General features: G+C 53.8%; 20 protein-coding genes and 1 pseudogene. 8 read left to right on the top strand and 13 right to left on the bottom strand.

Annotation, left to right across the window (positions count from 1 at the left end; all coding sequences use genetic code 11):
- Positions 1–122 precede the first annotated feature (122 nt).
- Positions 123–689, bottom strand: coding sequence for an elongation factor P (efp, locus tag KNV97_RS20020; protein WP_136485316.1), 567 nt, complete (start codon positions 687–689; stop codon positions 123–125).
- Between the two features lie 33 nt (positions 690–722).
- On the opposite strand from efp, the gene epmB reads away from it, so the two are divergent.
- Both epmB and KNV97_RS20010 read left to right on the top strand, forming a co-directional pair.
- On the top strand, positions 723–1745 hold the full coding sequence (gene epmB / locus KNV97_RS20015) for an EF-P beta-lysylation protein EpmB (RefSeq protein ID WP_218562638.1): 1023 nt from the start codon (positions 723–725) through the stop codon (positions 1743–1745).
- A 116-nt stretch (positions 1746–1861) separates the two neighbouring features.
- Positions 1862–2335, top strand: coding sequence for an MgtC/SapB family protein (locus KNV97_RS20010; protein WP_136485320.1), 474 nt, complete (start codon positions 1862–1864; stop codon positions 2333–2335).
- 80 nt (positions 2336–2415) lie between these two features.
- On the opposite strand, the pseudogene modF reads toward KNV97_RS20010, so the two are convergent.
- The 3 genes and pseudogenes from modF to KNV97_RS19995 all read right to left on the bottom strand — a co-directional run bounded on the left by modF (position 2416) and on the right by KNV97_RS19995 (position 6013).
- Positions 2416–3869 (bottom strand): annotated as a pseudogene (gene modF, locus KNV97_RS20005) (molybdate ABC transporter ATP-binding protein ModF).
- Positions 3870–4030: 161 nt separating this feature from the next.
- Positions 4031–5668: a chaperonin GroEL gene (gene groL, locus KNV97_RS20000; protein ID WP_218562637.1), complete on the bottom strand. Its 1638-nt coding sequence runs from the start codon at positions 5666–5668 to the stop codon at positions 4031–4033.
- A 54-nt stretch (positions 5669–5722) separates the two neighbouring features.
- Positions 5723–6013: a co-chaperone GroES gene (locus KNV97_RS19995; RefSeq protein ID WP_136485327.1), complete on the bottom strand. Its 291-nt coding sequence runs from the start codon at positions 6011–6013 to the stop codon at positions 5723–5725.
- A gap of 252 nt (positions 6014–6265) precedes the next feature.
- Between KNV97_RS19995 and KNV97_RS19990 the strand changes: the two genes are divergently transcribed.
- On the top strand, positions 6266–6883 hold the full coding sequence (locus tag KNV97_RS19990; protein ID WP_218563461.1) for a helix-turn-helix transcriptional regulator: 618 nt from the start codon (positions 6266–6268) through the stop codon (positions 6881–6883).
- Positions 6884–7025: 142 nt separating this feature from the next.
- A complete protein-coding gene (locus KNV97_RS19985; protein WP_218562636.1) occupies positions 7026–7373 on the top strand; it encodes a DUF3135 domain-containing protein in 348 nt (115 codons plus the stop codon).
- Between the two features lie 65 nt (positions 7374–7438).
- Here the strand turns inward: KNV97_RS19985 and KNV97_RS19980 are convergent, their stop codons facing one another.
- Complete coding sequence (locus KNV97_RS19980) at positions 7439–7897, bottom strand: DUF805 domain-containing protein (protein ID WP_256612378.1); 459 nt, start codon at positions 7895–7897, stop codon at positions 7439–7441.
- A 32-nt stretch (positions 7898–7929) separates the two neighbouring features.
- Positions 7930–8277, bottom strand: coding sequence for a 5-carboxymethyl-2-hydroxymuconate Delta-isomerase (locus tag KNV97_RS19975; protein ID WP_136485331.1), 348 nt, complete (start codon positions 8275–8277; stop codon positions 7930–7932).
- 231 nt (positions 8278–8508) lie between these two features.
- Between KNV97_RS19975 and tpiA the strand changes: the two genes are divergently transcribed.
- Both tpiA and KNV97_RS19965 read left to right on the top strand, forming a co-directional pair.
- Entirely contained in the window at positions 8509–9279 is a 771-nt protein-coding gene (tpiA, locus tag KNV97_RS19970; RefSeq protein WP_136485333.1) for a triose-phosphate isomerase, read from the top strand.
- A gap of 202 nt (positions 9280–9481) precedes the next feature.
- On the top strand, positions 9482–10852 hold the full coding sequence (locus KNV97_RS19965) for an MATE family efflux transporter (RefSeq protein WP_218562635.1): 1371 nt from the start codon (positions 9482–9484) through the stop codon (positions 10850–10852).
- Between the two features lie 157 nt (positions 10853–11009).
- Here KNV97_RS19965 and rraA read toward each other — a convergent pair whose 3' ends face one another.
- The 7 genes from rraA to priA form a co-directional block, all read right to left on the bottom strand.
- On the bottom strand, positions 11010–11564 hold the full coding sequence (gene rraA, locus KNV97_RS19960) for a ribonuclease E activity regulator RraA (protein WP_136485337.1): 555 nt from the start codon (positions 11562–11564) through the stop codon (positions 11010–11012).
- 75 nt (positions 11565–11639) lie between these two features.
- Positions 11640–12557, bottom strand: a complete 918-nt coding sequence (locus tag KNV97_RS19955) for a 1,4-dihydroxy-2-naphthoate polyprenyltransferase (protein ID WP_136485339.1) — start codon at positions 12555–12557, stop codon at positions 11640–11642.
- Between the two features lie 126 nt (positions 12558–12683).
- A complete protein-coding gene (hslU, locus tag KNV97_RS19950) occupies positions 12684–14015 on the bottom strand; it encodes an HslU--HslV peptidase ATPase subunit (RefSeq protein ID WP_136485341.1) in 1332 nt (443 codons plus the stop codon).
- Positions 14016–14048: 33 nt separating this feature from the next.
- Positions 14049–14606 (bottom strand): ATP-dependent protease subunit HslV, encoded by a 558-nt coding sequence (gene hslV, locus KNV97_RS19945; protein ID WP_218562634.1) that lies wholly within the window; start codon positions 14604–14606, stop codon positions 14049–14051.
- A 146-nt stretch (positions 14607–14752) separates the two neighbouring features.
- Complete coding sequence (locus tag KNV97_RS19940) at positions 14753–15307, bottom strand: SPOR domain-containing protein (RefSeq protein ID WP_218562633.1); 555 nt, start codon at positions 15305–15307, stop codon at positions 14753–14755.
- 128 nt (positions 15308–15435) lie between these two features.
- Positions 15436–16443, bottom strand: coding sequence for a DNA-binding transcriptional regulator CytR (gene cytR / locus KNV97_RS19935; protein WP_136485348.1), 1008 nt, complete (start codon positions 16441–16443; stop codon positions 15436–15438).
- Positions 16444–16767: 324 nt separating this feature from the next.
- The gene (priA, locus tag KNV97_RS19930; RefSeq protein WP_218562632.1) at positions 16768–18969 is read right to left on the bottom strand and encodes a primosomal protein N'; all 2202 of its coding nucleotides are present in this window, start codon (positions 18967–18969) and stop codon (positions 16768–16770) included.
- Positions 18970–19321: 352 nt separating this feature from the next.
- Between priA and rpmE the strand changes: the two genes are divergently transcribed.
- On the top strand, positions 19322–19540 hold the full coding sequence (gene rpmE / locus KNV97_RS19925; protein ID WP_136485352.1) for a 50S ribosomal protein L31: 219 nt from the start codon (positions 19322–19324) through the stop codon (positions 19538–19540).
- 236 nt (positions 19541–19776) lie between these two features.
- The gene (locus tag KNV97_RS19920; RefSeq protein WP_136485354.1) at positions 19777–21054 is read left to right on the top strand and encodes a malic enzyme-like NAD(P)-binding protein; all 1278 of its coding nucleotides are present in this window, start codon (positions 19777–19779) and stop codon (positions 21052–21054) included.
- The last annotated feature ends 91 nt before the right edge of the window (positions 21055–21145 follow it).

The raw sequence follows: 21145 nt of genomic DNA, 5'->3' as shown, positions 1-21145 counted from the left end.
AATAGTCGAATATTTATCCTGATGAATATAGTTTTTCCGAAGATTACTCAGATGCCAGCTTGCTCAGGAGGTAAAAAAGGCCGCATCAGCGGCCTTTTGACTCACAGTCATACCCGGAAGGATTACTTCACGCGGCTGACGTATTCACCGCTGCGGGTGTCGACTTTGATGACTTCACCGATTTGGATGAACAGAGGAACACGCACTACTGCGCCGGTGTTCAGAGTTGCAGGCTTACCGCCGGTGCCCTGAGTATCACCTTTCAGACCTGGGTCAGTTTCCGTCACTTCCAGCTCCACAAAGTTTGGTGGAGTGACCGTGATTGGGTTACCGTTCCACAGGGTCAGAGTACAAGTGTTGTTCTCTACCAGCCATTTTGCGTTTTCGCCAACAGCTTTCAGATCAGCCGGGATCTGCTCGAACGTTTCAGCGTTCATGAAGTGGTAGAACTCACCGTCGTTGTACAGGTAGTCCAGATCGATATCCATCACGTCGGCGACTTCAACAGTGTCACCAGATTTGAATGTTTTTTCCAGAACTTTACCAGAAAGCAGTTTACGGATTCGTACGCGGTTGAACGCCTGACCTTTGCCTGGTTTTACATACTCGTTTTCGAGAATGACACAAGGCTCATTATCAAGCATAATTTTAAGACCGCCTTTAAATTCATTCGTGCTAACAGTAGCCATTATTTCCTCTTACATTCTTCGAGTTAAAGTTTAATGCCGCACATCATAACCCGAAAAGTCGAATCTGTTGAGCAAAACTGGATCCAACAGCTTGCGAATGGGATCTCCGATCCCGCGCAGTTACTCCAGCAGCTCGAGATCGATCCCAAGCCCTGGCAAAACGGATTTGCAGCACGTCAGCTGTTCGCACAGCGCGTACCACAAAGTTTTGTCGATCGGATGCAAAAAGGCAATCCGTACGACCCGCTGCTACGCCAGGTTTTGCCGCTCAGTGAAGAGTTTGAAGTGCATGCCGGCTACTCCAGCGATCCACTCGAAGAGCAGAACAATACCACGCCCGGCCTGCTGCATAAGTACCGTAACCGCGCGCTGCTGATCGTCAAAGGCGGCTGTGCGATTAACTGCCGCTACTGTTTCCGGCGCCATTTTCCTTATGCCGATAACAAGGGCAACAAAACCACCTGGCAACACAGCCTGGACTACATCGCCGCGCATCCGGAGCTCAATGAAGTGATCCTGTCCGGCGGTGATCCGCTGATGGCCAAAGATCATGAACTGGCCTGGCTGATTAACGCGATTGGTGCCATTACGCACATCAAACGGCTGCGCATTCATTCACGTCTGCCGGTGGTGATCCCGGCCCGCATTACCGATCAACTGGTCGATCTGCTCGCCACGACCCGTTTGCAGGTCATCATGGTGACCCATATCAATCATGGCAACGAAATTAACCTCGAACTGAAACAGCAGATGGCCCGCCTGCGCGCGGTCAATGTGACCCTGCTCAACCAGGGGGTGATGCTAAAAGGGGTTAACGACAGTGTCGATGCCCAGGTTGAACTGAGCGAAACCCTGTTTGATGCCGGCATTCTGCCCTATTACCTGCACGTGCTGGATAAAGTACAGGGCGCGGCGCATTTCTTTATCAGCGATCAGCAGGCAAAAGCGATTATGGCGGAAGTCATGACCCGGGTGTCCGGCTATCTGGTGCCTAAACTGACCCGTGAAATCGGTGGCCGCAAGAGCAAAACACCGCTCGATCTGCACCTGGAATAAGCGCGTCAGGCCCGGCTTTACAAGCGTTTTTTATCCACACCACTAAAAGCTTTTATTCGCATCCCAACGCAATAAAACGCATACTTCGCCCTTTCCCAGCATCTGTGGAGGGCGACATGTCTGCGCTGGATTTTTTGTTTGATTTCGGGCCGTTCAGCTGGCCTGCGCTGATGTGTTGTGCCATCAATGGTTTTCTGATTGGCGTCGAACGCCAGACACGCGGTAAGCCGGTCGGTATTCGCACCTCGATTCTGATTATCTCCGGCACCTACCTGTTTATGGCCATGGCCGTCTCCCTTTCACCCAATACGCTTGATCAGGCGCGGGTACTGGGTCAGATCATTACCGGGGTTGGTTTTCTCGGCGCCGGGGTAATGATGGCCCAGGATGGTAAGATTCATGGCGTGACTTCAGCCGCGGTAATTTGGGTGTTGGCGGCGCTCGGGCTGATGATTGGTCTTGGCTATATGGCCCAGTCCGTGATGATCACTGTACTGGTACTGAGTGTGCTGTACGGGGTCGACAAAGTCGAGAATACTTTCCAGAGTCTGCGCCGCGGTGTGCATCAGCGCCTGCGTCGTCGCCATTAACCGGCAAAAGTGATCGCTAACAATGCCCGGTAAAAAGAACCGGTAAAAAAGCGTTGCCCCGGCAACGCTTTTTTTGTGACTTACCGCCCGCTGCGCGAGTGGATGTCGACCCGGTAGCCCTGTCCGTTGTCAGCGACAAAGTCGACAAAATGATGCACCGCATCCAGCGCATCTTCCTCGTGGTGAGTCACATACAGCAACTGGCTAATCTGGCTTGAGGCAATCCGGTTCAGAGCATGGAATACCAGCTTGCGATTGAGAAAATCCAGCCCCTGATACGGCTCATCCAGAATCAGCAAAGCCGGCTGTTTGATCAGCGCGCGGCCAATCAGCAGCAGGCGCTGCTGGCCATAACCCAGTGAGCGGAATCCGACTTTTTCCAGCTCGGCCATCTCCAGCATCCCAAGCCACTCACGCGCCAGGAGGATCTCTTTTTACTCGGCTGCTGATACAGACCAATCGAGTCATAAAAACCCGACACGAGCACTTCCAGCGCGCTGCAATTGACCCGATACTGCAGGTGCAGTGCCGACGACACCACACCAATGTGCTTTTTGACATCCCAGATGGTTTCGCCGCTACCGCGTTGCATACCCAGCACACGAATGTCATTGCTGTAACACTGCGGATGGTCACCGAGAATCAGGCCCAGTAAGGTACTTTTACCGCAGCCATTCGGCCCGCGCACCTGCCAGTGCTGACCGCGTTCAATCCGCCAGTTCACACCGTGGAAAATCGGCGCATCGACATACTCGACGGTGACGTTATTCATCTCCACCAGCGGGTCGGGGTACGCATGCGGACTTTGATGCGCCTGCATCAGCGCCAGCATGGCATCACTTTTCTGCTCTGACAGCGCTTTCATCTGCGCCATTAATGGGTGGCTGAGCCAGTCAGCACGCGTTAACGTCTGCACCAGTTTCTGCTCATCGAACAGCGCCACATCAGTGATAAACGGTGGCAGCTCATCTTCGCGCGCAGTCACGATCAGCAGTTGCATCTGCAGTGCCAGTTGCTCAAGCAGTTCAGATAGATGGGCCCGGTGGGCGATATCCAGCCCGGAATAAGGTTCATCGAGGATCAGCAATTGTGGTTTAAGCGCCATCGCGCGGGCCAGCATCACCCGGCGGGTTTCCCCGGTCGAGAGCTGACGAAAGCCGCGCTGACGCAAAGCCAGCAGGTCCGTCTGTTGCAGCAACAGCTCCAGCTCCTCAGCACTGCAGCCGGTGTCGCGCACCAGCTGTTCCACACTCGAACCGTAGTCGATGCGGTCCATAAAATCGGTGTCATCGTTAGCCAGTTCCAGATCGAGCAGACGCTGCTGTTCATGCAGCGAAACACAGGCAATACGCTCAGGCAAACCGGTCACTGTACCCTGCTGCGGGCTGAGTTCACCACTTAAAACCCGCACCAGCAAAGACGCGGCGTTACTGTGGGTCGAGAACATGCCCCAGTGCTGACCAGGTGTAAGCTGCCACTGTTCTATGGTGAGTGAGACCGATTCGGTCTGGTGTTTAAGCTGTTGAATCTGCATAACGTCCTTCCTTGGTAAGAGCCGATTAGTGTGCAAAAAGCGCCGCCGAATTACCAGTGCTTGTGTCATTTCACTGCGCACAAATCTTTACTGCCAGCCTGGCAAACAGGCATAAAAAAGCCGGAGTGTTCACTCCGGCTCTCTTCTGCATCAGGGGATGATTACATCATGCCGCCCATGCCACCCATACCGCCCATGTCAGGCATTGATGGGCCGTCTTTCTGTGGCAGTTCAGTCACCATAGCTTCAGTGGTGATCATCAGGCCGGCAACAGACGCTGCAAATTGCAGTGCGCTACGGGTTACTTTGGTTGGATCCAGAATACCCATTGCGATCATATCGCCGTATTCACCAGTCGCTGCGTTGTAACCGTAGTTACCTTCACCCGCTTTCACGTTGTTGGCAACCACAGACTCTTCATCGCCTGCGTTCTTAGTGATTTGACGGATTGGAGCTTCCATCGCACGCAGAGCAACGCGGATACCGACGTTCTGCTCTTCGTTGTCGCCAGTCAGTTCAGTCAGTTTCGATGCAGCACGGATCAGAGCCACACCACCACCAGCAACGACGCCTTCTTCTACCGCTGCACGAGTTGCGTGCAGTGCATCTTCAACGCGGTCTTTCTTCTCTTTCATTTCAACTTCAGTGGCTGCGCCAACTTTGATGACCGCAACACCGCCAGCCAGTTTAGCCACGCGCTCTTGCAGTTTCTCTTTGTCGTAGTCAGAAGTTGCTTCTTCGATTTGCTGACGAATCTGAATCACACGGCCCTGAATCGCGGCTTCTTCACCGGCACCGTCGATAACCGTGGTGTTTTCTTTGGTAATGGTGACACGTTTCGCCTGACCCAGATCTTCCAGAACCGCTTTTTCCAGTTCCAGACCGATCTCTTCAGAGATAACAGTACCGCCAGTCAGGATTGCGATATCCTGCAGCATCGCTTTACGACGATCGCCAAAACCAGGAGCTTTCACTGCGGCGACTTTCACGATACCACGCATGTTGTTGACAACCAGTGTTGCCAGCGCTTCGCCTTCTACGTCTTCTGCGATGATCAGCAGCGGACGAGATGCTTTCGCGACACCTTCCAGAACTGGCAGCAGTTCACGGATGTTAGACACTTTCTTGTCAACCAGCAGGATGAACGGGTTTTCCAGATCAACGCTGCCCGCTTCCTGGTTGTTGATGAAGTAAGGAGACAGGTAACCGCGGTCAAACTGCATACCTTCTACTACGTCCAGCTCGTCCTGCAGAGCCTGACCTTCTTCAACGGTGATCACGCCGTCACGGCCGACTTTTTCCATCGCCTGAGCAATGATGTTACCAACGCTTGAATCAGAGTTGGCAGAGATGGTACCTACCTGCGCGATGGCGTTGTTGTCTGCACATGGAACAGACAGCGCTTTCAGCTCTTCAACGGCCGCGATGACCGCTTTGTCGATACCGCGCTTCAGATCCATCGGGTTCATGCCCGCAGCCACGGCTTTCAGACCTTCGTTGACGATAGCCTGTGCCAGTACAGTCGCGGTAGTGGTACCGTCGCCTGCTGCGTCATTTGCCTGCGACGCCACTTCTTTCACCATTTGTGCGCCCATGTTCTGGAATTTGTCTTCCAGTTCAATTTCACGCGCCACAGATACACCATCTTTAGTAATCGTTGGTGAACCAAAAGATTTGTCCAGTACCACGTTACGGCCTTTAGGGCCCAGGGTTACTTTTACTGCATCAGCCAGAACGTTTACACCTTCCAGCATTTTTACTCGAGCGTCATTACCAAATTTTACGTCTTTAGCAGCCATTTTGTATTTCCTCTCTTGAATTCGGTTTTAATTAATCGTTTTGATTCGGAGCAATTACTCAACGATTGCCAGAATGTCGTTCTCAGACAGAATCAGTACTTCTTTGCCGTCGATTTTTTCTGACTTGGTGCCGTAGCCTTCTGCAAAAATCACTGCATCGCCAACTTTCACGTCCAGAGGCAGAACTGTACCGTTTTCGAGAATGCGGCCTTTACCTACTGCAAGCACTTTACCGCGCGTTGACTTTTCAGCTGCAGAACCAGTGAGAACAATTCCACCAGCAGATTTAGATTCAACTTCTTGGCGTTCAACGATAACTCGGTCATGTAATGGACGAATATTCATCGGTCGTCTCTCCTGATTAAATTTCCATTTGGTTGATGTAACGCTGGGTGACCAGCTTGTGAATGATATGTGGGGGGATAAAACAGCATAACCCAAGGGGGTGAAGTGAAAAAAATGTGATGAAATTAACGAATCTGCGCAGTCATTCATCAGCCACTGCACTGCGGCACGTTTTCCTTGCCCGTGTATAGTAAATAATTTGCTTTATTAACCTGATTATCCATAATAGATCAGAGGAATAAGAGGGAAATGATGAAGACGATCGACCGGATTTTACACACCATCAAACGTGAAGGTGCCGTGACCGCCAAACAGCTTGCCGAAGACTTAGGCATCACCACCATGGGGGCCCGTCAGCACCTGCAGGCCTTAGAAGATGACGGTGTTCTGGCCTTTCATGATGTGAAGGTCAAAGTCGGCCGTCCGACCCGCCACTGGTCCCTGACCAAACAGGGCCATGATCAGTTTGCCGACCGCCACGGCGAGCTGACCATTCAGGTTATCGAAGCGGTAGAACACATTTTCGGTAAAGAAGGGCTAGCTAAAGTCGCCGCCGAGCGTGAAGCGCAGACACTGGCCCAGTATCAGCAAGCGGTGCAACACTGCCCCGATCTGGCCGCGAAGCTGGAAAAACTGGTCGAACTGCGCGAGCAGGAAGGCTACATGGCCGAACTGGAACAGACCGAGCAGGGCTACCTGCTGGTGGAAAACCACTGCCCTATCTGTAAAGCCGCCCAACGCTGTCCGAATCTGTGTCAGTCAGAGCTCAACGTGTTTCAGCGCCTGCTCGGCGATGAATGCCGGGTGGAACGCAGTGAACATATCATTGCCGGTGAGCGGCGCTGTACCTACCAGATTTATCCGCTCTGATCAGGCGCTGACTGGCCGTCACACCAACAGCGCCGTCTCATTTTTGAGAAGCACCCATAGCCGCCAGGCAGTATGCCGTTTTGTCTCTTATGCTTGAGGTATTGATAACATCATCAATGCCATGCTGGCACAGGAGCAAGCCATGTCCCCCCCACATACCCATGAAGCCCTGCAGACGCTGCCACCGTTTGATGAACTGGTCGAAATGGCCAAAACCGATCCGGATGGATTCAACCGCTTTAAGCACACCATGTGTCAGGAGATGATTCAGTCGGCCTCAGATAGCATGCAGGCCAGACTGCAGGCCCAGCAGAGCCACATCGACCTGATCCTCAGTCACTGCAAAAATCCCGACCACGCCAATGTGACCCTGATGCGCGAACTGTCGATGCAGATGGTAAAATTCCGCAATGCACTGGATGGCGATCTGGATGAACAAAGTGAAGCGCAGGTTATTCCATTCCGGCCGCGCAATGACACCTGGCGCTAACACTCATCCTGGGCATCCTGGGGATGCCAGGGTATCCTCCCAAGCGGAGCGATAAGTCAGCGGTTTCAGCCCTGCTCCGGCGGGCCGAACCGGTTGTTGTCTTCAACGGCGGGTAACAAGCCACACTCAATTAAAATCCAACTGCCACACAGCAGCGCCAGCAGGGTCGCTCCGGTATCCAGCAAGGTCGGCGTGGTGGCCATGTCATCTTCGGCGCCCGGCACCATCATACGCCCGATCACCAGCGGCACATTGAGCAGCAACCACCAGCTGGTTTTATTGCGATCGTGCCAGCGTTTGGCGGTGACGGCCAGATCGGGGATGAGTAATACCAGCAGCAGCAAAGGGATCAGGACCGGAGCCAGCCCCGGCACCAGGCGGTGACACAGCTGAATAAAGACCACGATACTCAGGTAGTAGCACAGATTCCAGATCCAGAAGGTACGCCGTCCGACCCGGCCCTGAAAAGAGAACAGCAACTGCTGTAACGATTGTGAATCTAAAGACATAACTCTTAACGACATAACCTCTCCTTTGGGCCCGGGCTGGCGGAATGTCAATGCATCACACTACGGAAACAGGCCTGATCCAATTCACGAATACTGACCGATAAGCTACGTACCTGCCCGGTCTGGCTGTCGAGCACTTGCATCAGTTGCTGCGATAACGCCTGCTTCTGCTCAGCGCTGTAACCGGACATCACTTCGACACTGATATAAATAAAGTCTTCACTGTCGGCCTGATCGCCAATCAACCAGTGATGACAGCGCAGGGTGCGTGATTTCACCGTCAGCACATCAAATAATCCGGACTCAATCATCACTTGATGGAGATCTTCCAGCAGCCCCTGCACATTGACGCGCTCCTCAACTGAATTAGAGTACTCCAGCACCAAATTAGGCATAGTCACTTCCCTGTTACGTCATTTCATCATAGTAAACTGACACTAATAGCAAGTCGCAGCACAAAATCCGAGCATATCCCCTCTATTCTGTATAGCAGATCACTGCCGCACACGTGCGGCACTGGATAAGATCCCAGAAAGTCATGACCGGAGTCATGATCTGCTCAGTTTTATCTGTTATATTCAGTCGCAATCAGGTTTTTTTTATTAATTGAAATTGGAGATATTCCTATGCGTCGTCCTGTAGTGATGGGGAACTGGAAACTAAATGGCAGCAAAGCAATGGTGACTGAACTGTTGGCTGGCCTGAATGCAGAACTTGAAGGTGTAACTGGTGTTGACGTGGCAGTCGCGCCACCGGCACTTTACCTGGATCTGGCTGAGCGTCTGATCGCAGAAGGCGGCAACAAGATGATCCTGGGTGCACAAAACACTGACCTGAACAACAGCGGTGCGTTCACTGGCGATATGTCTCCGGCTATGCTGAAAGATTTTGGTGCTTCTCACATCATCATCGGTCACTCAGAGCGTCGTGAATACCACCACGAATCAGACGAGTTCGTCGCGAAGAAATTTGCGTTCCTGAAAGAAAACGGCCTGACTCCGGTTTTCTGTATCGGTGAGTCTGAAGCGCAAAACGAAGCGGGCGAAACTGAAGCGGTATGCGCACGTCAAATCAACGCAGTGATCGACGCTTACGGCGTAGAAGCCCTGAACGGCGCGATCATCGCTTACGAACCAATCTGGGCAATCGGTACGGGTAAAGCAGCGACTGCAGACGATGCACAGCGCATCCACGCTTCTATCCGCGCCCTGATCGCAGCCAAAGACGCAGCGGTGGCTGAGCAAGTGATCATCCAGTACGGCGGTTCAGTAAAACCAGAAAACGCAGAAGCTTACTTCGCCCAACCAGACATCGACGGTGCTCTGGTTGGCGGCGCATCTCTGGATGCGAAAAGCTTTGCCGCGATTGCTAAAGCAGCAGCAAAAGCCAAAGCTTAATCGCTTTTCTGGATAAAAAAGGTCGGCTTGCCGGCCTTTTTTCGTTGCTGCGCCTTACCGTCAGCGTGCTAGTGCCCCCCGCCAATATCAGGTATCCTTATTATATTGCGCTGCCACACTCGCCTATCCGTCTTCATCTGAGCCCACAGGCGCGAGTCTCCCGGCGGCTTCATACATCACCAACCGGCTTGCAGAAACAGATATGAACGATAAACACGGCCTGCTCTCGGCACCGATTGCGCTGGTATTGCGCCAGATGACCCTCCCTATGGTCGTCGGCATGATAGCGATTCTGATGTTCAATCTGGTCGACACCTTTTTCATCTCTCTGCTCGGTACAGATGCCCTGGCGGCGATCAGTTATACCTTTCCGGTCACGTTTGCCGTCAACTGTATCACCATGGGCATCGGCGTTGGCCTATCGACCAGCATCGGCCGTCTGCTCGGCCAGGGCGAAGCCCCGAATGCCGCCCGTTTTGCCACTCATGGTCTGATCCTGGCCGTGTGCCTGGTCACGCTCGCCTCACTCAGCGGCTTCTTCACTATCGAGCCGCTGTTTCTGGCACTGGGCGCCAAACCTGAGCTACTGCCGCTGATCGAACAGTATATGCAGGTGTGGTACCTGACGATTCCGCTGCTGGTGATCCCGATGGCCGGCAACAGCGCGATTCGCGCCACCGGTGACACCAAAACACCGGCGAAAATGATGCTGCTAGCCGGAGCGATTAACGGCGGCCTCGATCCGCTGCTGATCTTTGGCTACGGTCCGTTTCCCGAACTGGGCATGCAGGGCGCGGCGATTGCCAGCGCTGTATCCTGGCTCGGCGCTCTGCTCGGCTCCGGGTATGTGCTGATCAAACGCGAACACCTGCTGGCTGTGCCGCGCCTCAATTATTTGCTGCACGACTGGCGCCAGATCCTGAAAATCGGTACTCCGGCCGCGCTCTCCACCGCCATGAACCCTATCTGCGGCGCACTGCTGATGAAGCTGCTCTCCAGTCACGGTACGGCAGCGGTGGCAGCTTATGGTGCGGCACAGCGGATTGAATCCATTCTGATCCTGGTACTGATGTCGCTGACTTCGGTGCTGACGCCGTTTATGGCGCAGAATCTGGGCGCGGGGAATCCGCAGCGCAGTTTTGCCGGCCTGTTCCTCAGCCTGCGTTTTGCCCTGCTGTTTCAACTGATGATTTTTATCATGATGGTGCCACTGAGCATTCCGCTCGCGGCGCTGTTCTCACAAGAGCAGGCGGTGCGTGATCTGTTATGGCATTACCTGCTGGTGGTGCCGTTCAGCTACGGCTGTCAGGGAGTGGTAATGATGCTGGTATCAGCGCTGAATGCCCTGCATCTGCCGCTCAAGGCGTTTCAGTGGAGTTTTATGCGTCTGTTTGTGTTTACCCTGCCTGCGGCCTGGCTTGGGTCATGGCTGTTCGATATTGAAGGGTTATTTATCGGTATTGCCTGCGGCAATGTCCTCGGCGGCGTGTTCGGTTATCTGTACGCCGTGCTGCTGCGCCGCCGTTTTAGCGCCGCGCACCACCAAGCAGGCAGCTCCGCGGCGACACACTAAGCCAACACGTCAGTCGCATTGCGACCCTTAAGCCGCATCACTAGATCTCTGTCAGCCGTAAGCTATCTACCAGCAGTAATCTGTCTGCCAGCAACAAGCTCACTGTCTGGTCGCGACAAAAAAGCCGGCTGTCAGGCCGGCTTAATTTCAGTAACGATCAGAGCAGTCTGTCGTCATCGTCCAGAATCTCTTCCAGTTCTTCCAGCACTTCATCTTCTTCACCGTCAAGACCACTGTTGAGCGGCTCTTGTGACAAGATGATACCGGTATTGTCCGCATAGAGATAATCTTCCGGCAGGAAAGTGACGCCACCGAAATTGACCGGTACATCCACTTCACCAATCCCCTGCGCGGTGGCACCAACCGGGATCGAGGCCATGGCCTGAATGCCGATACTCATGTCTTCCAGCTCGTCGACTTCACGTACACAGCCGTAGACCACGATGCCTTCCCATTCGTTCTCTTCCGCCAATGCCGCCAGTTCAGCGTCAATCAGCGCACGACGCAGTGAGCCGCCCCCATCAATCAGCAGTACCCGGCCCAGGCCGTCCTGCTCGAGGGTTTCGCGGATAAGACCATTATCTTCAAAACATTTAATGGTCGTGACCTGCCCCGCGAAGGAAGCACAGCCGCCAAAATTGCTAAACATGGGTTCTACCACATCCACCTGGTCGAGATAGATATCACATAACGCAGAGGTGTTATATTCCATAGCTTGAGTCTCTTTGCGAACAGTCTTTAAACGAGTATATCGGGTCGTTGAGTCAATGCAATGACATTGTGCACATTAACTCGTCAGAGTTTGCGCGATAACTACCCCAACAAACAAAAGGTTAGTCACCAGCGAACATTTGACGATCGCCGGTAGCATAGGGGCAATCTGGGCCGGCTTTTGGGTCGCCCATACCGCACGGCTGTGGCGGGTAACAATAATCAGGCTGAGCAGAAACGGCAGGCTGATCCAGACCGGTTTACTCTGCATCAGCAGATAGCCGCCAAATGCCACCAGCGCACCCGCCAGGAGCAGAAAGTGATAGTGCTTGGCGCGTTGCTGACCCAGACGTACTGCCACGGTCCGCTTACCGCATTCAGCATCATTCTCGATGTCACGCATATTATTGACATTGAGCACCGCGACCGCCAGCAGACCGCAACCTAGCGAGGGCAGAAACAGGCTCCAGTCAATCGAGCCGGTGTGCAGAAAATAAGTGCCGGATACGCCGAGCAGACCAAAAAAGATAAACACCGACAAATCACCCAGGCCAACATAGCCATAGGGCTTATTACCCACGGTATACGCAATCGCCGCCGCCATCGCCAGTACGCCAAGACCAATAAAGACCAGAATGCTTTGCAGACTGTCGAGGGCATACAGCACCAGTCCCAGACCGGCAACAATGGTCAGCACCACATTAATGATGATCGCCTGCTTCATATCGGCCAGTGATACCTCACCAGACTGGATGGCCCGCATCGGACCGAGCCGTTTTTCATTATCGGTGCCTTTGACGGCATCACCGTAGTCATTAGCAAGATTAGACAAGATCTGCAGCAGCGTCGCGGTTAACAGCGCCAGCACCGCAATCGCCGGAGTAAAACGGCCGGATGAGAAAGCCAGAGCACTGCCGGTAAAAATCGACACCAGTGCCAACGGCAGCGTTTTAGGGCGAGCGGCGTCAAACCAGATACGTAATGAATTATTCATAGTGATGAGAGATTGATCAACATACGTTCAGTATACGCCCAACCTGACAACACAAAAAAGCCCACCAGATCAAGGTGGGCTCAGAAAAATGCACAATTTTATACGGTCAGAGTAAAACCGGGCCGATTACAGGATGAAACGGCTCAGGTCTTCGTCTTCCACCAGCTCACCCAGACGAGCTCTGACATAAGCACCGTCAATAGTCAGGCTGTCGCCGGCTTTTTCCGTGGCGTCAAACGAGATTTCATCCATCAGACGCTCCATCACAGTATGCAGACGACGGGCACCGATATTCTCCGTTGTCTCGTTGACCTGCCACGCCGCCTCTGCAATCTGCTTGATGCCGTCTTCGGTAAAGTCGACATTGACATCTTCGGTTTTCATCAGCGCAATGTACTGTTCGGTCAGTGAGGCTTTGGGTTCGGTCAGGATGCGTTTAAAGTCATTGCTCGACAGCGCTTCCAGCTCAACCCGAATCGGCAGACGGCCCTGCAGCTCAGGGATCAGATCCGATGGCTTCGCCACCTGGAACGCGCCGGAAGCAATAAACAGGATGTGGTCGGTACGCACCATGCCATGCTTGGTGGATACCGTGCTGCCTTCAATCAACGGCAGCAGATCACGCTGCACCCCTTCACGGGACACATCCGGACCTGAGCTCTCGCCGCGTTTACAGATTTTGTCAATCTCGTCGATAAACACAATGCCATTATTTTCAACATTGTAAATCGCCTGTTCTTTCAGCTCTTCCTGATTAACCAGCTTAGCCGCTTCTTCTTCAGTCAGTGCTTTGAGCGCTTCTTTGATTTTCAGCTTACGCTTTTTCTTGGTGTCGCCACCCAGATTCTGGAACAGACCCTGCAGTTGGTTGGTCATCTCTTCCATGCCCGGAGGCGCCATGATCTCTACGCCCATCTGCGGCGCAGCGACTTCGATCTCAATCTCTTTGTCATCCAGTTTATTTTCTCGCAGTTTCTTGCGGAAAACCTGGCGGGTATTGGAAGACTCATCGTTGTGCTCGGCCTGGCCCCACGCATCGCGCGCCGGTGGCAGCAAGGCATCCAGAATACGCTCTTCCGCCAGCTCTTCGGCGCGGAATTTCACTTTCTCCATCGCCTGCTGATGGGTCAGTTTTACCGCCACATCCGTCAGATCGCGGATGATGGTTTCAACTTCTTTGCCGACGTAACCCACTTCAGTGAATTTGGTCGCTTCAACTTTGATGAAGGGCGCGTTAGCCAGTTTGGCCAGACGACGGGCAATTTCAGTTTTACCCACACCGGTCGGACCGATCATCAGAATATTTTTCGGCGTCACTTCAACGCGCAGGCTCTCTTCGAGCTGCATACGGCGCCAGCGGTTACGCAGTGCAATCGCAACCGCTCGTTTCGCTTTATCCTGTCCGATGATGTGACGGTTCAGTTCATGGACAATCTCACGAGGAGTCATTTCAGACATAATGCTTTCCTTCAATTCGGTGGCTGGCAGCGCTTACTGATCGCTGGTCGCTGGCAGCATTCCCGCAGGGATCTCCAGCTCTTCAATCGTATGATGGTGGTTGGTGAACACACAGATGTCACCGGCAATCTTCAGGGCTTTTTCCGCAATCTCGCGCGCATCCAGCTCGGTATTTTCCAGCAGAGCAATCGCCGCCGCCTGGGCATAGTTACCGCCGGAACCAATCGCAATCAGGTCATGCTCCGGCTGCAGCACATCACCATTACCGGTAATGATCAGCGATGCGGTTTCATCTGCCACCGCCAGAATCGCTTCCAGGCGGCGTAACGCACGGTCACTGCGCCAGTCTTTAGCCAGTTCAACCGCGGCTTTGGTCAGGTGTCCCTGGTGCATTTGCAATTTACTTTCGAAACGCTCAAATAGCGTGAATGCGTCCGCCGTACCACCCGCGAATCCGGCCAATACTTTGTTGTTGTACAAACGACGAACTTTGCGCGCGTTGCCTTTCATCACGGTATTGCCAAGCGAGACTTGTCCGTCACCTGCGATGACAACTTTGTTATTACGACGTACAGATACGATGGTAGTCACTAGGAACCCCTTTGTGGTTTTCACTATCAAGATAGTGGTTATATGAGGCTGGAAAATCAAAATTCAAGGGAAAGAATCAGCGCCACAACGCAAAACGCCCGGAGAAACTCCGGGCGTTACTGATATCAAGTTTACTGCTATCAGGTTTACTGCTGCTCTTTCCAGATAGCACAAGGCTCAATCTTGGCACGCTGCAGCTTATGCTTGTCACGCTCAGCGTCGCGCTTGAACTTGTAAGGGCCGAGAACCACCCGGAACCAGCTGCTGCCTTCCTTGTTGCGGATCTTACTGCTCAGCCCCTGAAAGGCGATATCCAGCTTGCGGGTTTCAGCCTGGTGCATGGTTTTATAGGCCCCGCACTGCATGATGTAAGGAATGTCCGACACCTGCAGCTCTTTGGCTTTGACCTCAATCTGGCGATTAGGCAGCGATTCCACGTAATCCCACTGTTCGGTTGGCGGCGGCGGCAGGCTGTTGGCCGGCTGCGGTTTACTGACCGGCTGTGGCTTGGTTTCCACCACTTGCGGTGCTGGTGGCTCGGGATCCTGACTGAGCTGATACAAACCATAGCCAAAGCCGCCCGCCAGCACGAGAGCCAGCAAGCCACTGCGCCAGGGTTTTCTGCGTCGGGGAATGGGAGTTGTTTTCCGGGTCGGCTTTTTCGGACTACGACCACGTCTTACATAATCTTTATTAGCCACAAACTATTTCAAAAGTTGACAATTTTGTCTTCATGTTAATGCAGTTTCCTGCCGGATAACAGAGCAGAAATGGAAGCGGCGTGTCAAAATACGCCGCTCACACTGAGATATTACTCGTGGTTAAAGCACTAGATTGCACATGGCGGAGCCGCGCTGTCGCGTACCACCAGCTGGGTTTCCAGTAAACGTGAACCGGCCTGAACATCGTTGCCGCGCAGCAATTCCAGCATCATCAGCATTGCCTGGCGGCCAATCTCATAACGCGGCTGAGAAATGGTGGTCAGCGGTGGATCGCAGTACTGGGCAAACTGAATGTCATCGAAACCGACCACCGAAAGATCCTGCGGCACTCGCGTACCCAGACGTTTGGCTTCCTGAATCGCCCCAATCGCCATGGTATCGTTGTGGCAGAAAATCGCCGTCGGCGGCTCGGACAACGCCAGCAGCTGACGCACCGCCTGAGCACCCGATTCAAATGAGAAATCACCGCTCACACTGTAGTCTGGATTGCGGGTAATCCCGGAGCGGCGCAGCGCCTGCTGGTAACCTTGCTGGCGGAACTGGCACAGAACGGCCGTATCCGGGCCGGCAATTTGCGCCACCCGTTTGTGGCCCATCTGGGTCAGATAGTTCACCGCTTCAAACGCCGAGGTCAGGTTATCAATATGTACCGTGGGCAGCTCCAGTTCCGGGGCAAACTCACACGCCATCACCATCGGCGGCAGGTTTTTCTGTTCCGGCTTACTGACATCAAACGGCAGGTCGGTCCCGAGCAGCAACATACCGTCCGCCTGCTTGGTGAACACCAGGTTCACAAATGAGCTTTCACGTTTTTTCTGCTGACCGCTGTCACCCAGCAGCACCAGATAACCGTGTTCCATCGCCGCATCTTCAATGCCGCGGATGATCTCGGTGTAATACGGGTCACAGATATCCGGCACAATGGCCACAATCGTTTTGGACTCATTGCGACGCAGATTGCGCGCGAGAGAGTTAGGGGAATAACCAGCTTCTAACACCGCCTCTTCAACCCGTTTACGGGTCGAGGATGAGACTTTCTCGGGATTCATCAGAGCACGCGATACGGTCGCCGTTGATACGCCTGCAAGCTGGGCAACATCCTTCATTGTCGCCATAGGGGGTACTGTCCTCTTTTCTCGGTTCTTAATAAAAATTCATCGTGTCTGAGACACTGATTATCGTTATAGAGCGCCGCCGGGCATCCGGTTTGGCTGCTAACATTGCTTGGATTCACGCTTACCTGCTGCACGTTCGCTTAAGGTTCGCCACATTTAGGCCAGCGAAAACGATTCACTGCGCGATTATGGCATTTAGTGTATTCCTTTCCGATGGGAAAGTTACGGTCTGATTAACAATTTTTGCATCACAAGTGTGATATTTATCACGATAAGAAGGATTTCATTTTTTGACAATTTTACCAGCAAGCCGGATGGGGCTGCTCAGCTCAAATCCTGCGGTTCAATGTCCAGCGTCCAGCGCACTTTAGTGGCCAGCGGCAACATCTGAATCGCCGGGCGTGCGCTGGCTAACAGCTTCTGCATCACCGAACGGCTGGGCGCCTGCAACAGCAACTGCCAGCGAAATTTTCCGGCCCGTTTGGCGAGCGGTGCCGGCGTCGGCCCCAGCACCAGACAGCCCTGTTCACTGAGCGGGTGAGCTTCCAGCGTCTGGCGTACCTGACGCAGAAAATCTTCTACCTGCTGCGACTGGTTGCCTTCGGCGCGAAACAGGGTCAGAAAGGTATACGGCGGCAGTTGGGCCAGCTTGCGCTCCGCCAGTGCGGTTTCAGCAAAATGGTGGTAATCCTTGTTGAGCAGCGCCTGCAACAAGGTATGCTCTGGATGGTGGGTCTGCAGCACCACTTCGCCCGGCTTACTCGCCCGCCCGGCCCGGCCCGCCACCTGGATAAACAACTGAGCCAGACGTTCAGAGGCGCGAAAATCACTGCTGTATAATGAGCCATCCACATCCAGCAGCGCCACCAGAGTTACATCGGGGAAATGGTGGCCTTTGGCCAGCATCTGGGTGCCGATCAAAATCTGATATTCGTTATTGCGGATCGCTTGCAGCGCTGATTCCAGACTGCCTTTGCGCCGGGTACTGTCACGGTCAATCCGAATCGTCTTGAAGTCCGGAAACAGTTCCCCCAGTTGCGCCTCGAGCTGCTCGGTGCCGACCCCGACCGTGACCAGATGCGTCGAGCCACACCCCTGACACTGGTGGATCACCGGACGCTGTGAGCCGCAGTGGTGGCAGCGAATCTCGTTACTGTACTGATGGTAGGTATAATAAGCATCACAACGCTGACAATCGGCGATCCAGCCACATTCGTGACACATCAGCGCCGGAGAAAAGCCACGCCGGTTGAGGAACAGCAGCACCTGATTGCCCTGCGATAAATGGCGGCGCATTTCCGCAATCAACGGCGCGGACAAACCGCTTTCCAGATACAGGCCTTTGACATCCAGCACCCGGTTGGTGGTCGGGCGCGCCGTTCCGGCACGCTGGGTCAGATGCAGATGATGGTATTTACCGCTCAGGGCATTATGCAGCGTTTCCAGCGCCGGGGTGGCACTGCCGAGCACAATCGGGATCTGCTCCAGATTGGCACGCATCACCGCCACATCGCGTGCGTGGTAGCGCAGGCTGTCCTGCTGTTTATACGAAGAGTCATGCTCTTCGTCGACAATGATAATGCCGAGATCGGCAAACGGGGTCAGCAGCGCGGAACGGGTACCAATCACGATACCGGCTACTTTGTCGCGCGCGGCCAGCCAGGCATTGAGACGTTCGGTTTCATTGAGACCAGAGTGAATCACCTCAACCGGGACATTAAACCGTTTACGAAAACGGTTAATGGTTTGCGGCGTCAGGCCAATTTCCGGCACCAGCACCAGCGCCTGGCGGCCTTGTGCCAGCACCGGCTTGATAAGATTAAGGTAGACTTCAGTTTTACCCGAGCCTGTTACGCCCTGCAGCAGATAACAGCCGAATGCCGGCTGATGGTTGACCGTTGCAATTGCGATGGCCTGCTCAGAGTTCAACTTGGGCTTATCGACCGCGGCTTCCGGCTCTGCCGGCCAAGGCCGGAACTGCGGACGCTGTTCACTGACTTCAATCCAGCCTTTGTCCTGCAGGGTGTTGAGTGTCGTACTCGACACTTCCTCATCCAGCATCACCTGATGAGGGACCGGGCCAGAAGCGACCAGATTCATCACCTTGGCCTGTTTAATCGCACGGCCAAAGCCCTGCATCAGCTGATCGCGCCCGGCGGCAGTAATGAGCCACTCTTTACTGCTGGCAAAATCAGCCGCTTTACCTTTACGCAGCGCTCCCGGCAGAGCATTAGCCAGGGTCTCGCCAAGTGGATGCTGATAAAACTGACTGCACCACTGCAGCAGGTGATACAGTTTATCCGGCCAGACTGGTTGGGTATCGAGCACGGCCTTGAGCGCTTTGAGCTGCTCACGCGGAAACTCGGACTCCTGCACCAGTGCAGTCACAATGCCGACCAGAGTCTGGCGCCCGAACGGCACAGAAACGCGGCCGCCGATAATCGGAAACAGGTGGCCGGGAATCAGGTAATCAAATTGCTTATCAAGCGGCACCGGCAGGGCAACGCGAGCAATAGTTGGGCGCATAACAATCCGTCAGCAATTAAGTCAGTTAAGGACGCCACAGTCTACTGGAAGACGGGCATAAATTCGACCCGCACATGGCGGGCAAAAGGCCGTATGCGGCACGCCGGCAGCAGTTCGGGCATCGGGTCTGGCCGTTGGCACCGCCAACCCGTCATGCTCTGAGCGGCTGTTTGCTATGGCTGGCTAAAATAACGCCGAAATCGGTTGATCCGGGCTAGCAGATTCATTACTATATCGCGCCTTAATGGTCCTCAGCAGTTTGCTGTGACCATGGCAATCGTATTATTAACGTTACGTGTGGTGTCCGGCTCAGACTCGGATGGCGACACGGCCCAATTTTTGAGGTTATCCCATGAAAGCTGGTATCCACCCAGAATACAAAGAAGTAAATGCAAGCTGCTCTTGCGGCAACACTTTCGTTTTCAAATCTACTCTAGGTAAAGAAGAAATGCACCTGGACGTATGTGACAAGTGCCACCCATTCTACACTGGTAAGCAACGTGTTGTTGACACTGGCGGCCGTGTTGATCGCTTCAACAAGCGTTTCGGCGCACTGTCAAGCAAGAAGTAATTTTTACTTTACGCGAAGATTTCAAAAAGGACGCTACGGCGTCCTTTTTTGATGCCTGCCATCTGCCCGTCCCCCCGCTCTACGACTAAAGTCTACCCTGATCACAAAACAGCTGGTCTTATCAGCCAAAAACTCACGCATTTTGTACGATTATACAGCACCCCTGCCTAGTCACTATTTCAGGCATCAACTAAAATGTGCGCCCCTTTTCCAAAAATAATAAGAGAACCTCCCCTATGTCCGACGACAATCGTCAACAATTAAGCGCGGAAGAAGCCTTCCGCCAACGTGCTCTGGATTACCACGCGCAGCCGACCCCGGGTAAAATCGCGGTCTCGATCACCAAACCGGCTGACTCAGCCACTGATCTGGCGTTAGCTTACAGCCCGGGCGTGGCAGAACCGGTACGTGAAATCGCTCAGAATGTCGATAACGTTTACAAATACACCGCCAAAGGCAACACAGTGGCGGTGATCTCAAACGGTACCGCAATCCTTGGCCTGGGTAACCTGGGGCCAATGGCCTCTAAACCGGTCATGGAAGGTAAAGCGCTGCTGTTCAAACGTTTTGCCGGCCTCGACTCCATTGATATTGAAGTAAAACACCGCACCATCGATGAGTTTATCGACACCGTCGCTAACATCGCTGACACCTTTGGCGGTATCAACCTGGAAGACATCAAAGCGCCGGACTGTTTTGAGATCGAGCGTCGCCTGATTGAACGTTGTGACGTGCCAGTGTTCCACGATGACCAGCACGGCACGGCGATCGTGACCGCAGCAGGCATGCTGAACGCGATTGAACTGCAAGGCAAAGAACTGTCTGAGTGTGTGATTGTCTGTCTGGGTGCGGGTGCCGCAGCGGTAGCGTGTATGGAACTGCTGATTAAGTGCGGTGCGATGCGTGAGAAGATTTACATGCTCGACCGTAAAGGTGTCATCCACACCCGTCGTGACGATCTGAACCAGTACAAGCAACTGTTTGCCAACAACACCGACAAACGCACCCTGGAAGATGTGATTGCCGGCGCGGATCTGTTCCTGGGTGTATCAGGCCCGAACCTGCTGTCCGCCGACGCGCTGAAGCTGATGGCTGACAAGCCTGTGGTGTTCGCCTGCTCTAACCCGGATCCGGAAATCAAACCTGAGCTGGCTCACGCGGTGCGTGACGACCTGATCATGGGCACCGGACGCAGTGACTACCCGAACCAGGTCAACAACGTGCTGTGTTTCCCGTTCATCTTCCGCGGCGCGCTGGATGTACGTGCCAGCGAAATCAATGATGAGATGAAACTGGCGGCGGTCGAAGCGATTCGTCAACTGGCGAAAGAAGAGGTGCCGGCAGCCGTACTACAAGCCGCAGGCAGTGACAGCCTGACCTACGGTCATCAATACATTATTCCTAAGCCCATGGATCCACGCCTGCTGCCCCGCGTGGCTAAGGCAGTCGCACAAGCTGCGGTTGACTCTGGTGTCGCACGGATCGAGATGCCGCATAACTATATGCAAGATTAGTAAGCAGCATGCCGGATAAACACTCCGGTGACGGAAGCGTTGATCCTTGCGGGTTAACAATGCCCTGATGCTTAAAAATGATCTGAGAGCT

This window comes from Vibrio ostreae, assembly GCF_019226825.1.
GTDB classification, from domain to species: domain Bacteria; phylum Pseudomonadota; class Gammaproteobacteria; order Enterobacterales; family Vibrionaceae; genus Vibrio; species Vibrio ostreae.
The sequence above is the reverse complement of the archived record's forward strand: the minus strand, read 5'-3'. Positions and strand labels throughout refer to the sequence as shown.

Coding starts and splice junctions, on each gene's coding strand:
- efp (WP_136485316.1), bottom strand. CDS start 689: ATGGCTACTGTTAGCACGAATGAATTTAAAGGCGGTCTTAAAATTATG.
- epmB (WP_218562638.1), top strand. CDS start 723: ATGCCGCACATCATAACCCGAAAAGTCGAATCTGTTGAGCAAAACTGG.
- KNV97_RS20010 (WP_136485320.1), top strand. CDS start 1,862: ATGTCTGCGCTGGATTTTTTGTTTGATTTCGGGCCGTTCAGCTGGCCT.
- groL (WP_218562637.1), bottom strand. CDS start 5,668: ATGGCTGCTAAAGACGTAAAATTTGGTAATGACGCTCGAGTAAAAATG.
- KNV97_RS19995 (WP_136485327.1), bottom strand. CDS start 6,013: ATGAATATTCGTCCATTACATGACCGAGTTATCGTTGAACGCCAAGAA.
- KNV97_RS19990 (WP_218563461.1), top strand. CDS start 6,266: ATGAAGACGATCGACCGGATTTTACACACCATCAAACGTGAAGGTGCC.
- KNV97_RS19985 (WP_218562636.1), top strand. CDS start 7,026: ATGTCCCCCCCACATACCCATGAAGCCCTGCAGACGCTGCCACCGTTT.
- KNV97_RS19980 (WP_256612378.1), bottom strand. CDS start 7,897: ATGTCGTTAAGAGTTATGTCTTTAGATTCACAATCGTTACAGCAGTTG.
- KNV97_RS19975 (WP_136485331.1), bottom strand. CDS start 8,277: ATGCCTAATTTGGTGCTGGAGTACTCTAATTCAGTTGAGGAGCGCGTC.
- tpiA (WP_136485333.1), top strand. CDS start 8,509: ATGCGTCGTCCTGTAGTGATGGGGAACTGGAAACTAAATGGCAGCAAA.
- KNV97_RS19965 (WP_218562635.1), top strand. CDS start 9,482: ATGAACGATAAACACGGCCTGCTCTCGGCACCGATTGCGCTGGTATTG.
- rraA (WP_136485337.1), bottom strand. CDS start 11,564: ATGGAATATAACACCTCTGCGTTATGTGATATCTATCTCGACCAGGTG.
- KNV97_RS19955 (WP_136485339.1), bottom strand. CDS start 12,557: ATGAATAATTCATTACGTATCTGGTTTGACGCCGCTCGCCCTAAAACG.
- hslU (WP_136485341.1), bottom strand. CDS start 14,015: ATGTCTGAAATGACTCCTCGTGAGATTGTCCATGAACTGAACCGTCAC.
- cytR (WP_136485348.1), bottom strand. CDS start 16,443: ATGGCGACAATGAAGGATGTTGCCCAGCTTGCAGGCGTATCAACGGCG.
- priA (WP_218562632.1), bottom strand. CDS start 18,969: ATGCGCCCAACTATTGCTCGCGTTGCCCTGCCGGTGCCGCTTGATAAG.
- rpmE (WP_136485352.1), top strand. CDS start 19,322: ATGAAAGCTGGTATCCACCCAGAATACAAAGAAGTAAATGCAAGCTGC.
- KNV97_RS19920 (WP_136485354.1), top strand. CDS start 19,777: ATGTCCGACGACAATCGTCAACAATTAAGCGCGGAAGAAGCCTTCCGC.